The sequence below is a fragment of the Oscillibacter sp. GMB15532 genome (genome assembly GCF_041020825.1).
Taxonomy (GTDB): domain Bacteria; phylum Bacillota; class Clostridia; order Oscillospirales; family Oscillospiraceae; genus Oscillibacter.
Map to the genome: position 1 here is coordinate 99,611 of NZ_JBEVTO010000006.1, position 14,200 is coordinate 113,810.

The following is a 14,200-nucleotide window of genomic DNA, read 5'->3' on the forward strand; positions in this document are numbered from 1 at the left end:
CCTGAGCTTTGCTCGGGGCGTTTTTTATTTTTCGTCCGTGCTGATCGGAGGAAAGGAAGAGGGAGATTATGAATAACACCGAAAAGACCATGGAAAAGATTGTGGCTCTGTGCAAGAGCCGGGGCTTTGTGTTTCCCGGCAGCGAGATTTACGGAGGCCTGGCCAATAGCTGGGACTACGGCCCCTTGGGCGTGGAGATGAAAAACAACGTCAAGCGCGCATGGTGGAAAAAGTTTGTGCAGGAAAACCCCTACAACGTGGGACTGGACGCCGCAATTCTGATGAATCCCCAGGTGTGGGTGGCCTCCGGCCACGTGGCCACCTTTAACGACCCGCTGATCGACTGCCGTTCCTGCAAAATGCGCCACCGGGCCGACAAGCTGGTGGAGGAATACAATCAGGAAAACAACATCACCGACGTGAACGTGGAGTCCATGGACGGCGAGGCACTGGTTTCCTATATCCGGGAAAAGCAGGTTCCCTGCCCCGGCTGCGGTAAATCGGACTTTACCGATATCCGCAAGTTCAATTTGATGTTTAAGACCCATCAGGGCGTGACGGAGGGAAGTGCCAACGAGGTGTATCTCCGGCCCGAAACGGCGCAGGGCATCTTTGTGAATTTTGCAAACATCCAGAGAACCACCCGCCGCAAGCTGCCCTTTGGCGTGTGTCAGGTGGGCAAGTCCTTCCGCAACGAGATTACCCCGGGTAACTTCATCTTCCGCATCCGGGAGTTCGAGCAGATGGAACTGGAGTTTTTCTGCAAGCCGGACACAGATTTGGAGTGGTTCGCATATTGGCGGAACTATTGCCATGAGTGGCTCAAGGGCCTGAACGTGAAGGACGACAACCTGCGTCTGCGTGACCACGAGAAAGAGGAGCTGAGCTTCTATTCCAAGGCCACCACGGACTTTGAGTATAAATTCCCCTTTGGCTGGGGCGAGCTGTGGGGCGTGGCCGACCGGACGAACTACGACCTTTCCCAGCATCAGGAGCATTCCGGGCAGGACCTCACCTATTTCGATCAGGAGGCGGGAGAGCACTATATTCCCTATGTCATCGAGCCGTCCCTGGGTGCGGACCGGATGACCCTTGCCCTGCTGGTGGAGGCCTATGACGAGGAAGTGGTGGACGCGGAGAAGAACGATACCCGCGTGGTGATGCGCTTCCATCCCGCCATCGCGCCGTTTAAGGTGGCCGTGCTGCCCCTGAGCAAAAAGCTGGGTGACAAGGCGCGGGAGATTCAGCAGATGCTTTCCTCCGATTGGATGGTGGACTTTGACGAAACCGGCTCCATCGGCAAGCGCTATCGCCGGGAGGACGAAATCGGAACGCCGTATTGCGTCACTGTGGACTTTGACACTGTGGGCGACGACGCGAAGGCCGGGGACAACTGTGTCACCGTCCGGGACCGTGACACCATGGAGCAGGTCCGTCTGCCCATTGACGGGCTGAAGGCATACCTTGCGGAGAAGCTGGCCTACTGATTGGCGCTGCGCGCCTTTTACGAGTGCTTTGAAAATGCGAAGAGCGGGACACGGGGACTGCCGTGTCCCGTTTTCCCCTGAAAGCGAGGAAGTACATTGAAGCAGACGCTTTTAAAAATCGGAAAGGCCGCTCTGGTGTTGCTGGAGGCTCTGGGGCTTGGCGGCGCGGTGGCCTTTGCCATCCAGTGGATTACGCTGGGAGACGCACAGGCAGCGCTGGACTGGTGCCTTGGGGCGCTGCCGCCCTTTTGCCTGACGGCAGTGTTTTACGGGGGCGGAGCGCTGCTTTTGGGCCTTTTAGCCGGACGGCTGTGGGTTGGGGCGCTGGTCTCCTCGGCTGTGGGGGTGACGCTGGCGCTGGTGAGCTATTTTAAGCTCGCCATCAACGGGACACCGCTGGAGGCCGAGGATTTCGGAATGATCGGCCAGTTGGATCAGGTGATGGGCGTGGCGGGTGACCTGAAGGTTCCCGGTCGGGGATGGGCCGCTGTGGGAATGCTGGTGCTGGTGGTCTTGTTTCTATTTTTGCTGGGGAAAAGGTTTCCTTTGGGCGGCGGACGAATCCGCTTTGTGCTGGCCACAGCGGTGGTGTCTTTGGGGCTTGCGCTGGTCATCGGCCCCGGCGGGCCTGCGCTGGGGCGGACTTTTTCGGTGAATACGCAAGACCGGATCATGTCTGCCATCTCCTATCGGGACTACGGGCTGACCGTGGGCCTTTGGCGGGATATGTGCCTGCTTGCGGGACAGGAGCCGGAGGGCTATGGACCGGAGTATATGCAGCAGGTGTTGGAACGGCTAGACGAGCTGCTGGAGAATTCGGGCACTTCTAAACCCACCGGGGAGCAGCCCAACGTGATTTTCATTCTCTCCGAGTCGTTTTATGATATGACCCGCCTGCCGGGGCTGACCCTTTCCGGCGACCCTGCGGAAAACTTTCACCGATTGAGCGGGGAGGGGATTTCCGGCCGGTTTTATTCCAGCTATCTGGGCTACGGTACCGGCTATATCGAGCAGTCTATTTTTACCGGTCTGACGGGAAAGGATTTAAAGCCCGGCACCAACATCTCTTTCCGGGATGAGGGGGATTACAGTCTGTTGGACTCCGTGGCAACGTCCTTTCAGTCGGCGGGCTATGAGACGGAGATGCTTCACGCCTACAACAACAGTCTTTATAACCGCACGGTGACGTATCCCAAACTGGGATTTGAGCACCTGCTGTTTTCCCAGCAGATGCAGGAGCTGGACCTGAACATTCAGGGAAGTCCCTATGCCGGGGGCTATTACCTCAGTGACCATGTGTTTACGCAGGCCCTGCTGAATCGGCTGGATGCGGCCAACAAAGAGGGAAAAAAGGCGTTTCTTTTCGGCATTTCCATGGAAAACCACCAGCCCTTTGATCCGGAAAAATTCGGTTATGAGTGCCAGCTGGAGGTTTCCAGCGATCAGTTGAGCGAGGAGAATCTGGCCATTACGCGGGTGATGCTGGAGGGGCTGACCCGGGCGGATCAGGCGCTGGGCGAGCTGACCGACGCTTTGCGTCAGCGGGAGGAGCCCACGGTGGTGGTCTTTTTCGGCGACCATCGGCCCAATCTGTTTATGACCGACGGCGGCACGGTTTACAGCCATCTGGGCCTTTGCGAGAGCAACGACTGCTCCCGCTGGAGTATAGAGCAGGTGGCGGATTTGTACTCCACCGATTATCTTATCTGGGCAAACGACGCGGCGCTTTTAAAGCAGTCTGCCGGGACAAAGCAGGACACGGGGTTGACGGCCCTTGGCCCCGCTGTGCTGGATGCGGCCAATATGCCCCGAACCCGTTATTGGGCCATGCAGGAGCAATTGTCAAAGGCGCTGCTGGTGAATACGGATTTGTACTGCGTCACGGCGCAGGGCGTTCCCTATTGGAATGAGTCCGACGCGGTGCTGAGTGATGAAGACAGGGAGCTGATGGAGCTGCGCAGCGCCATTATTTACGACACTTATTATGGACAGCGCTATGCCACCGCCGCCATGAATCGGAACATTGAAAGTTAAAGTAAGCTAAAGGAAATACCGTCACGCGCCATAGGCGCGTGACGGTATTTTTTTAATGAAGAGCGATAACGGCATATGCAGTGGGCTGTCAGATTTTTTGGTAGCCTAAAGCACTGCAAGTCAGAAAATTGGCTTCTTGGCAGTCCCAAAACTGTGTTGTGGAAAACGTCCGCGTCAAAAAACGCTTTTAAAGAATGCTTCAATTACCGCGTGTCTGGCCTGCACAGAGCCTTGGGCAAAACCGTTTCGCCCGCCGCCCCGCCCGTGGAGGGCGGCGTTTAATGCCTTTACCAGCGGGGAAATATCTTCACCGTCAGCCCGGAGCAGGGCATATTGATACTGCCCATCCTCTCCCGAAAACACGGCGGCAAGTCCGCCGCAGGTGCGGCTCACCGCGTCCGCCAATTTCCGCGTCCCATCTGGGCGCAGGGGCGGCTGAAAAAGAAGCGTATCTCCCCGGCCCGTCTCCTGCGCGGCAATGTGTTCAAAAAGCGCATCCTCGAGGCGGGTAAGCCCTGCCTTGGCGGCGTTCAGCTCCGTCTCCAGCCGCTCCACCGCTTCGGCGGTGTCCTGTGGCTTTACACTGAGACGGCGGCCTACTGCCCTGCTTTGCTCCCATGTGGTGGAAAGAAGGCCAAAGGCCCTGCCCCCGCATAGAATTTCCAGACGGACACCCTCCCGGAATTTCTGGCAGGAGAGAATTTTTACAAGCCCTACCTGCCCGGACCGAAGCACATGCGTGCCGCAGCAGGCGCAGCAGTCTGCGCCGGGAAAGGCCACGATGCGCACCTGTCCTGTCAGCTCCTTTTTGGAGCGGTAGTCGATGGATTTCAATTCCTCCGGGGTGGGGAGGGTAATATCAATGGGTACGTCTGCCCAGATATATTCGTTGGCCCGGCGCTCCGCTTCCAGCGCCTGCTCCCACGAGATGTCGGCGTTATAGTCGATGGTGACGGTGTCGGCACCCATGTGAAAGCCCACGTTGTCACAGTGGTGAGATTCACAGAGAATGCCGCTCAAAATGTGCTCACCAGAGTGCTGCTGCATGTGGTCGAACCGGCGGGCCCAGTCAATGCGCCCCACCACGGTTTCCCCAATTTCCACTGGGTTTTCACAAATGTGGAAAACAACGCCGCCTTTTTCGTAAACATCCAGAACATTCACGCCGCCCAGCGTCCCATGGTCGGCGGGCTGTCCGCCCCCTTCGGGATAGAAGGCAGTCTGGTTCAGAACCACTTCCCAGCCGGTTTTCACTGCTTCGCAGGTGAGAACCTTGGCAGAGAACTCCTTTAAAAAGGGGTCGGCGTAATAAAGCTTTTCAGTTTCCATGTGGAAAACTTCCTTTCTGCGCGAAAACAACGCCGCTGATCTCCGGACCGAACCGGACGCGGCGCTTTTGCGATGCGTTTCTCAAAGTCCATTCCTTTGCCGGAAGGACCGCCCGGCCTTTCAAAACCGGGCGGCCCTGCTTCAAGATAGACACAATCCAAAAAAATTTCTTAGATCAGCCCCAGTGCCTGTTTCCACTGGAGCACCTGCGTGCAGAGCAGGTTGATGGCGAATTCATCCAGCGTCCCGTCCGCAACGGCGGCAAGCACCTGGGGAATCTGAGTGCGGTAGTCCGAAGCTATCAAAAGGCCGTTGGCTGCCCACAGGGCCATCACGGCAGCGCTGCCGTCCTTGGAATAGGCTTTCACTGCATCCATAGCAAGATCGTCGGTCATCATCACGCTGCCACCGTTTGCCTCATCCATCATTAGGCCCAAGGTAATGTGAACATTGAGAGAGAGGGAGGCCGGCAGGCCCGCATCGACTCCCTCCATGGTAAGGGCGTCCACGATGTTGTGACTTACCAAAACGGCCACCGTGTCGCCCCCGGCTTCCAGACCCGCTTTGAAGGGCAGGAAATCGGAGGTTTCAAAGGTTTCCAAAGGCCGCTCGTCCACGGCGATGCCAGTGTGGGTATCCACATTGTTTCCGTAGCCGGGGAAGTGCTTCAAAACGCTGCCCATGCCGTCTTCCCTCATCTGTCCCACCACGGCGCGAACATACTCCGCCGTGGATACCGCGTCCTGTCCGAAGGAGCGGTCATAGATAAAGTCGCCGGAATTGGTGGATACGTCTGCCACCGGGGCCAGATTCACGTTAAAGCCCAGCGCTTTTAAAAGCACGTCTTTTTCGTGAGTATCCCGAACAATTGCATCCATGCCCCCGGCGGCATATAGCTGCTGGGGGGAAGCAAATTTTTTCGCACGAAGATGAGGATTGGAGGAAACCCGCACCACGCTTCCGCCCTCCTCGTCCACGCCGATGAGCAGGGGAATGCTTGCCGCCTCCTGATAGCTGTTTATGGCCTGAATCAGGTCGTTGGCGGTCTTGTCTTTTGTATCCCTGCCAAAGAGGATATAGCCACCCAAGTGATACTTGGACACGTCCGCCGCTGCGTCCGTCTCCGGGACCCGGGCGAAAAACAACTGGCCTACCTTTTCCTCAAGGGTCATCTGGGCCAGCAGAGCGTCTATCCGCGCCTCTTTTTCGTCCACGGGTGGAGGCGCTGGTTCCTCGGATGCGGAGCCGGACCCGGCGGAATAGGCCGGGTCCGGGTCAGAAGTGCTGGAGGACGGACCGCCGCAGGCGGTCAAGGTAAACAGGCTGGCTGCGGCCAGCAAAGAGCACAGCAAGCGTTTCATAAATTCTCCTTTGCGGAAATCCCGTAAGCGCACCCTTTTCCAGAGAGACGCACACGTCTCATCTGCGGGCGCGAAGATCTTGCCAGAACTTATTCCTCCGGCTTCACCAAGGCGATGTGCAGCTCGTCCAACTGTTTTTGTGTGACAGCGCCGGGGGCGTCCATCATCACGTCCTGCGCGTTTTTGTTCATGGGGAAGGGGATGATTTCCCGGATGGAGTCCTCTCCCGCCAACAGCATCACCATTCGGTCCACACCGGGGGCAATGCCCGCGTGGGGGGGCGCGCCGTAAGTGAAGGCGTTGTACATGGCGGGGAACTTGGCCTTCACGTCCTCTTCGCCCAGCCGCACCAGCTCAAAGGCCTTTACCATAATCTCCGGGTCGTGGTTTCTCACCGCACCGGAGGAAAGCTCCACGCCGTTGCACACCAGATCATACTGGTCGGCGGTGATGCTCAGGGGATCGATTTCCCCGGCTTCGGCCTTGAGCAGGGTGGAAAGTCCGCCGGAGGGCATGGAGAACGGGTTGTGGCAAAATTCCAGCTCGCCGGACTCCTCGCCCATTTCATACATGGGGAAATCCACAATCCAGCAGAAGGAATACTGCTCCTTATCCATGTGGCCGGGAACCGCTGCGCCCAGCGTCTTCACCAGCACGCCTGCGGTTTTCTGGGCGGCGGAAAGAGTGCCTGCGGACAGGGCCACGAAATCGCCCGCCTTCAAGCCCAAGGCGCTTACCACTGTATCCTTTACCGGGGCCACAAACTTGGCAATGCCGCCCACCACTTCGCCGTTTTCGTCCAACCGGAACCAATAGGCCTTGTTTCCGGACTGGGTTTCCACATCAGCAAGGGTTTTGTCGATAAACTTGCGCGTCTCGTTAAACCCAGAAACCACCACGGCCTTGACAGTGTTCCCCGCAAACGGCTCAAATCCGCAGGTAGAGAGAACGGCGGTCGCATCCTGCACTGTCAGGTCAATCCGCAGGTCGGGCTTGTCAGAGCCGTACAGCTCCATCGCCTTGGCATAGGGAATGCGGGTGAAGGGTGCGCCGCTGGCCCGGTCATACGCGCCAAACTTGGCAAAAATGGGGGGCAGCACGTCCTCCAGAACCGCAAATACATCCTCCTGAGAGGCAAAGGCCATCTCCATATCCAGCTGATAAAATTCGCCGGGGGAGCGGTCCGCCCGGGCGTCCTCGTCGCGGAAGCAGGGAGCAATCTGAAAATAACGGTCAAAGCCGGAGGTCATCAAAAGCTGCTTGAACTGCTGGGGAGCCTGGGGCAGAGCGTAAAACTTGCCAGGATGGTTCCGGGCGGGCACCAGATAGTCTCTGGCCCCCTCGGGGGAGGAAGCGGTGAGAATAGGCGTGGTGATTTCCAAAAAGCCGTGCTCCGTCATGGACTGGCGCAGGGCGGATACCACGTTGCACCGCAGAAGAATGTTCTTTTTCACGTCGGGATTGCGCAGGTCCAGATATCGGTATTTCAGGCGGGTGGCTTCATCCGCCTCCCGGCTGCGGTTGATGGGGAAGGGCAGCTCGTTGTGGCGGCAGCGACCCAAAACCTCGATGGAAGAGGGGACAATCTCCACCTCGCCGGTGGGCAGATTGGCGTTTTTGGACGCCCGTTCCCGGACAGACCCGGAGACGGAGACGGTGGATTCTTTATTGATGCCCTTGAGGGTCTTCACGTCTTCGGAAGTCTCGGCCACCACCTGTGTGGTGCCGTAAAAATCCCGGATGACGGCAAATGCCAGCTCCGAGCCCACCTCCCGGACGTTTTCCAGCCATCCCACGATGGTGACGGACTTGCCCGCGTCGGCAAGCCGCAGCTCTCCGCAGGTATGGGTTCTCGATTGTGTCATGATGGTGATTTCCTTTCTATATCTGAAATGGAAAACGGGAAAATCAAATACAAACAGTATTTTTTTGCAGGTTGATTGCAATCAGGAATCGACGGGCATGGCAATTTCCCAGAAGTCCCGCGCCAGCGCTTGCCCGATTTCCTTGCCGTTAAACATAATAAGCGGAAGGGAGACGCTGCGGTCAAAATCCCGATAGGACCATTCGTCAACATAAAATGTCAACTGTGCGTAGCGCCGGTCCTCCGAAACGGACTGTGCAAGCGTGATATAGACGTGCTCGATATCGCCGTCCGCTACCAATTTTGTCTGTGCAAATCGATCCGAAAGCATCGGCACGGCTTGCAAAACGAGGTTCCAGGGAGGCCTGTGGAAGCGGAGCGTCTCCACCTGGGTGAGCAGCTCGTCAAAGCCCGGATCGACTGCCGAAAGCTGAATATTCCGGGTTTCCATGCGCTGGTCATCGACAAAATGAATCAGGGTGACATCTATGTCTTCCGGCTTTATTCCGGGAAAGAGGACAGTAAGCCCCACGGGACGGGCATACCACAGCCCGCCCCCGATCAAAAGCAGAAAACAGAAAATCAGGAGGGTTTTCCGCAAGCGGCGTTTTTTTGCATCCGCTTTTTCCACGGTGCTCATCCCAAAATGACGGCGCCCTTGTTCTTCTCCGTAAGGCCTGCTTTAATAAGCGCTGCGGTTTCTACCGCAGCCAGCTTGGTCTGCTCACCGGAGAACATATCCTTGCAGGCGACTACGCCAGAGTTCACCTCGTCCTCGCCCAAGAAGACCACGTAGGGAATACGCAGCTTGTCGGCATAGGACATTTTCGCCTTGAACTTTTTATCCTCGCAGTGGAGCTGGGCCCGGATACCGTCCTGACGCAGGAGGGTTGCAAAGGAAATAGCGGGACCCAAATCCTCTGTCATAGGGAGAATCAACACGTCGGTGGGGGCGGTGAGCAGGTCGGGATTCAGCATTCCCTGCTCTCCCAGCACGTAGAACAGGCGGGTCAGGCCGATAGAAATGCCCACGCCCGGAAGCTCCTTTTCCGTGTAGTATTCCGCGAGATTGTCATATCGTCCGCCAGAGCAGACGGAGCCTACCTCGGGGTGGTCCAGCAGCGCGGTTTCATATACCGTGCCGGTGTAGTAGTCCAGCCCCCGGGCGATGGTCAAATCCACCACGAAATTCTCGCTGGGAACACCGAAGGAATCCAGATAGTTTACCACCAGAGAAAGCTCGTCCAGCCCCTCGTCGAACAGGGGGTTCCGGCCGCGATATCCTTCCAGCGCGGCCAGAATAGCCTTGCTGCCGCCGGAAATGGCGATGAATTTCAAGATTTCATCGGCTTTTTCCCCGGGGACGCCCAGATCATCCACCAAAATCCCCCGCACCGTGGCCTCACCGATCTTTTCCAGCTTGTCCACTGTGCGCATTACCTCGCCGGAAAGCTCGGAAAGGCCCAGCATAGCGTAAAACCCGTTGAGAATCTTGCGGTTGTTCACGCGAATCTGAAACCGGTTCAGTCCCAAGGTGGAGAAAACCCGGTAAATAATAGCGGGAATTTCCGCGTCGTTGATGGGGGACAGCTTTCCGTCTCCAATCACGTCGATATCCGCCTGATAAAACTCGCGGAAGCGGCCCCGCTGGGCCCGCTCACCCCGGTAGACCTTACCAATCTGGAACCGGCGGAAGGGGAAACTCAGCTCGCTGTAATGCATGGCCACGTACTTGGCCAGAGGGACTGTCAGGTCAAAGCGGAGGCTTAAATCCGCGTCGCCCTTGGTAAAACGGTAAATCTGTTTTTCCGTTTCGCCGCCGCCCTTGGCAAGCAGCACCTCACTGGCCTCAATGATGGGCGTGTCCAGCGGGGTAAACCCGTAGAGGGAAAAGGATTGGCGGATGACCTCCATAATGCGCTCCATCTGCTGCTGAGGCGCGGGAAGCAGCTCCATAAAGCCGGAGAGCGTACGTGGTTTTAAAACAGCCATGAGAAAAGACTCCTTTATCCTGTAATTTGTTGAAACGTCAGAGATAAAAAGGCGCTCCCGCCCCGTGGGTTTGGGACGAGAGCGGAAAACGCTTCGCGGCGCACCCAAATGCGAGAGGGGGAATGTCTCCTCCGCTCCCGTTGGCGTTTGTCCGTGGGGCGGAAAGTCCGCCCGAAACGCTCTCAGACCTGGGGGTGGGTTTTGGGATTGACGATGTCACGCCAGTCCAGATCGCCCCGGGCCAGACCCAGAATCAGCAGCTCCGCCGTGGCGATGTTGCTGGCGTAGGGAATGTTGTTCTGGTCGCACAGACGGGAGATGTAGGTCACGTCCTCGGCCATGCTGGGGCTGTTGGGATCGTCGAAAAACAAAACCAGGTCAATTTCATTATAGGCGATACGGGCGCCGATCTGCTGGCAGCCGCCGTGGGCAAAGGAGAGGAAGCAGTGTACATCCAGCCCGGTGGCGTCGGCCACCATATGGCCCGTAGTGTTGGTGGCAAAGATCGTATGCCGGGAAAGAATGCCGGCATAGGCCGTGCAGAATTGAACCATGAGGTCCTTGCGGTTGTCATGGGACATGATTGCAATGTTCATCGGAATAGGCTCCTTTCTATTTCATGCGCATCAGGGGCACGCGCTGTCCCATGAGACGCCGGGCAATGTTTTGATAGGCGGTGGCTGCGGGGCTGTCGTGGGTCAAAGGCAGGGGAACGCCCCGGTTCAGGGCGAGGGGAAGTCGGTCGTCCTCTGGCACCACGCCGAGTAAGGGCAGTCCGGCGGCGTCAATGGCGTCATCGATGGTGGCGTGCATGTTCCGAAGAAGCTTTTTGCGCACCCGGTTGACCACCAGATGAAGTTTTCCCCGGGGAAAGGCTGACAGCTCCATCACCGTGTGCTGCGCGTCCCGCAGGGACGCGGCGTCAGACGTGGTGACCACCACGCAGCGGTCCGCCCCACACACGGCCAGACGAAAGCCTCCCTCCAACCCCGCCGGCGCATCCAGAAGGCAGAAATCATACTGCTCCCGGGCCTGCTCTGCCAGAGCGCGAAACTGCTCCTCGCCCACGGGGCGGCCCCGGCTGCGAACCGGTGCGGTGAGCAGGTGAAGCGCGGGAAGCCGGGAATGGCCTACCACCGCTTCTTCCAGAGTACATCGGCCCTGTGCTACGTCGGAAAAGTCCATCAGGGCCTTGTCCGTCAGCCCCAGCGCCAGATCAAGATTCCGAAGGCCCACGTCGCAGTCGATGCACAGTACGCGTTTCCCGGCCTTCGCCATAGCGGAGCCGACCCCCGCCACAAAGGAGGTTTTGCCGGTCCCGCCCTTGCCGGAGACGACGGCGATACATTCACCCATCGGAACTCACCTCTTGTATATCCTGATTTTACAGGAAGAATGCGCCAAAATCAAAACAATTTAACGGATCGTCATAAAAAATTTTCAATTTGCTGCCCCAATGGCGGTTTCGACGGTCAAAGGGGGTCCTTTTTGATTTTTGCATAGGACCGGGGATAGGCTTTCGGCGTGAGTTTTACCTTTTCCACCAGTACCGCCCGGTGGACGATGTCCGTACCGGGAATCGAATAGTCCTTCACTGCGGATATCCGACCGCCTAAAACAGAGATGGCGTGTTCCGCGGCGGAAAGCTCGTCGTCGCTGTCCACGGATTTCATGGCAAGGAACGTTCCTCCCGTTTTTACAAGAGGAAGACACAGCTCCGCAAGCACGGAAAGGGAGGCCACGGCCCGGGATACCGCCGTGTCAAAGGACTCCCGGCGTGATACGGCAAACTCCTCCGCCCGGGCGTGGACGCATTCTACGTCCGAAAGGCCCAAGTCCGTGCAGACCTCTTGCAAAAAAACGATGCGCTTTCCAAGAGAGTCCAGCAGCGTCACATGGGCGGATGGCTCCAAAAGCCGAATGGGCAGGCCTGGAAATCCGGCCCCTGTACCCACGTCCACCACAGTTTTGTTCCGAAAATCCAGCAGGTTTAAAAGCGCCGCGCTGTCCAGAAAGTGAAGCCGGGCCACCTCGTCCGCTTCTTTGATGGCGGTGAGGTTCATGACTTTATTTTTTTCTTCCAAAAGCGCCCCGTAGCGCAGCAGGGAGGGGACGGAGGACTGCTCCAGCCCCAGCGCCGTCAGTCCCTCCCGCAGGATGGTTTCCATCATTTCTTCTGCTCTTTCAAAAGGTCACGAATCTCTGTCAGCAGGGCTGCCTCTGGGCTGGTTGCGGGAGGCTTGGGTGGGGCAACCTCTTCCTTTTTCCGGAAGCGGTTGATGGCCTTCACCAGAAGAAAAATAGCCAGCGCCGTAATCAGGAAGTTCAGAATGGCAGCAAGAAAATTTCCGTAGGGGATGACCGTCTGGCCACCGCCCACCACCCAGACCATGTCCTCAAAAGAAACCTTCTTTGTGAGCAGGCTGATGAGGGGCATCAGAATGTCGCCAACCAGAGAATCGGCGATGGCCTTGAACGCGCCGCCGATGATTACGCCTACTGCCATGTCCACCACGTTGCCACGGGAAATAAACTCTTTAAATTCGGCAATAAGTCCGCCGGCTTTTTTTGTCATGAAAGCAAGTCTCCTTTTTTAAAGTGCAGTAGCCTTCAAGCCGCTGCGGCGCAATGGTTTGAAGAGCATGACCCAAATAGAGCCGATTTCCCGCCGAAAACGAAGGGAAACCTGTGCCGAGAGTGTGCCAAAGGCTCCAAACGGGTTTAACTATTTGTAATATTTGCATAAAATACTACAAACGGAAATCAACTCCGAAATCTCAGGCGTGCTTGGGAATCAATTTTTCCTTGCCGCCCATATAAGGGCGCAGGACGGCAGGAATCAGCACCGAGCCGTCCTCCTGCAAATTATTCTCCAAAAATGCAATCAGCATCCGGGGCGGGGCCACGCAGGTGTTGTTCAGCGTGTGGCAAAGCTGCATCTTTCCGTCTTCGTCCTTGTAGCGAATGCGCAGCCGCCGGGCCTGCGCGTCGCCCAGGTTGGAGCAGGAGCAGACCTCAAAATACTTCTGCTGGCGGGGGGACCACGCCTCAATGTCGCAGGACTTGACCTTCAAATCCGCCAGATCGCCGGAGCAGCATTCAAGCTGCCGCACGGGAATGTCCATCGACCGGAACAGCTCCACGGACATTGCCCAGAGCTTTTCGTACCACTCCTTGGACTCCTCGGGCTTGCAGACCACAATCATTTCCTGCTTTTCAAACTGGTGAATGCGGTAAACACCCCGCTCCTCAATGCCGTGGGCGCCCTTTTCCTTGCGGAAGCAGGGGGAGTAGGAGGTCAGCGTCTGGGGCAGGGAGGCTTCGGGCAAAATCTGGTCGATATATCGGCCAATCATAGAATGCTCCGAGGTGCCGATGAGGTACAGGTCCTCCCCCTCAATTTTGTACATCATGCCGTCCATATCCGTCTGGCTCATGACGCCCTCCACCACGTTGCCGTGAATCATGAAGGGGGGGATGCAGTAGGTGAAGCCCTTGTCAATCATAAAATCCCGCCCGTAGGCCAAGACAGCCTCGTGCAGCCGGGCAATGTCCCCCAGCAGATAGTAGAATCCGTTGCCGGAGACACGGCCTGCGGCCTCCAGATCAATGCCGTCAAACCGCTCCATCAAATCCACGTGATAGGGAATTTCAAAAGAGGGGACCTTTGCCTCGCCGAAACGCTGAACCTCCACGTTGGCGCTGTCGTCCGCACCCAGAGGCACGGAGGGGTCAATGATCTGGGGAATGACAATCATCCGCTTGCGAATGTCCTCGTCCAATTGTGCTTCCTGTTTTTCCAGCGCTTCCAGCCGATGGGCGTTGTCTGTGACCTGCTTTTTTACGCTCTCGGCCTCCTCCAGCTTGGAGGGGTCCTTCTTGGCCTGTCCCATCAGTACGCCGACCTGCTTGCTCAGCCGGTTCCGGTCTGAGCGGAGCTGGTCTGCCTCCGCGATGGCAGCGCGGCGCTTGGCGTCCAGTTCAATGACCTCGTCTACCAGAGGAAGCTTGGTGTCCTGAAACTTTTTTCGGATGTTCTCTTTGACTGCGTCGGGATTCTCCCGGACAAATTTGATATCCAGCATATTCGTTTTCTCCTTACCACATACCGTGTAAAATTTTATAGGGTCAAT

General features: G+C 57.2%; 12 protein-coding genes and 1 other annotated feature (1 of these 13 only partly in view). Of the genes, 2 read left to right on the forward strand and 10 right to left on the reverse strand.

Translation table 11 applies throughout. From position 1 onward, the window contains the following. Window positions 1–7: a binding site (T-box leader), on the forward strand; it begins 204 nt to the left of the window's first position. Window positions 8–68: 61 nt separating this feature from the next. Then, window positions 69–1,487, forward strand: a complete 1,419-nt coding sequence (locus ABVS15_RS08720) for a glycine--tRNA ligase (RefSeq protein WP_369283344.1) — start codon at window positions 69–71, stop codon at window positions 1,485–1,487. 96 nt (window positions 1,488–1,583) lie between these two features. After that, window positions 1,584–3,521: an LTA synthase family protein gene (locus ABVS15_RS08725; protein ID WP_369283345.1), complete on the forward strand. Its 1,938-nt coding sequence runs from the start codon at window positions 1,584–1,586 to the stop codon at window positions 3,519–3,521. Window positions 3,522–3,695: 174 nt separating this feature from the next. On the opposite strand, the gene ABVS15_RS08730 is transcribed toward ABVS15_RS08725, so the two are convergent. The 10 genes from ABVS15_RS08730 to serS all read right to left on the reverse strand — a co-directional run bounded on the left by ABVS15_RS08730 (window position 3,696) and on the right by serS (window position 14,152). Next, entirely contained in the window at window positions 3,696–4,850 is a 1,155-nt protein-coding gene (locus ABVS15_RS08730; RefSeq protein ID WP_369283346.1) for an alanine--tRNA ligase-related protein, read from the reverse strand. A 170-nt stretch (window positions 4,851–5,020) separates the two neighbouring features. Continuing rightward, the gene (locus ABVS15_RS08735) at window positions 5,021–6,211 is read right to left on the reverse strand and encodes a glycoside hydrolase family 3 N-terminal domain-containing protein (protein WP_369283347.1); all 1,191 of its coding nucleotides are present in this window, start codon (window positions 6,209–6,211) and stop codon (window positions 5,021–5,023) included. An 89-nt stretch (window positions 6,212–6,300) separates the two neighbouring features. After that, on the reverse strand, window positions 6,301–8,076 hold the full coding sequence (gene aspS / locus ABVS15_RS08740; RefSeq protein WP_369283348.1) for an aspartate--tRNA ligase: 1,776 nt from the start codon (window positions 8,074–8,076) through the stop codon (window positions 6,301–6,303). Window positions 8,077–8,157: 81 nt separating this feature from the next. Beyond that, window positions 8,158–8,706, reverse strand: coding sequence for a hypothetical protein (locus ABVS15_RS08745; RefSeq protein ID WP_369283349.1), 549 nt, complete (start codon window positions 8,704–8,706; stop codon window positions 8,158–8,160). Window positions 8,707–8,711: 5 nt separating this feature from the next. After that, window positions 8,712–10,067, reverse strand: coding sequence for a histidine--tRNA ligase (gene hisS, locus ABVS15_RS08750; protein ID WP_369283350.1), 1,356 nt, complete (start codon window positions 10,065–10,067; stop codon window positions 8,712–8,714). 182 nt (window positions 10,068–10,249) lie between these two features. Beyond that, complete coding sequence (locus ABVS15_RS08755) at window positions 10,250–10,663, reverse strand: methylglyoxal synthase (RefSeq protein ID WP_293009636.1); 414 nt, start codon at window positions 10,661–10,663, stop codon at window positions 10,250–10,252. Window positions 10,664–10,679: 16 nt separating this feature from the next. Then, a complete protein-coding gene (gene minD, locus ABVS15_RS08760; protein WP_369283351.1) occupies window positions 10,680–11,423 on the reverse strand; it encodes a septum site-determining protein MinD in 744 nt (247 codons plus the stop codon). A 116-nt stretch (window positions 11,424–11,539) separates the two neighbouring features. After that, entirely contained in the window at window positions 11,540–12,238 is a 699-nt protein-coding gene (gene rsmG, locus ABVS15_RS08765) for a 16S rRNA (guanine(527)-N(7))-methyltransferase RsmG (RefSeq protein WP_369283352.1), read from the reverse strand. After that, window positions 12,235–12,642 carry a large-conductance mechanosensitive channel protein MscL gene (gene mscL / locus ABVS15_RS08770; RefSeq protein ID WP_369283353.1) on the reverse strand — a complete coding sequence of 136 codons (408 nt, stop codon included), beginning with the start codon at window positions 12,640–12,642 and terminating at the stop codon, window positions 12,235–12,237. The genes rsmG and mscL overlap by 4 nt, the downstream gene beginning before the upstream one ends. A gap of 202 nt (window positions 12,643–12,844) precedes the next feature. Next, window positions 12,845–14,152: a serine--tRNA ligase gene (gene serS / locus ABVS15_RS08775; protein WP_369283354.1), complete on the reverse strand. Its 1,308-nt coding sequence runs from the start codon at window positions 14,150–14,152 to the stop codon at window positions 12,845–12,847. Between the last annotated feature and the right edge of the window lie 48 nt (window positions 14,153–14,200).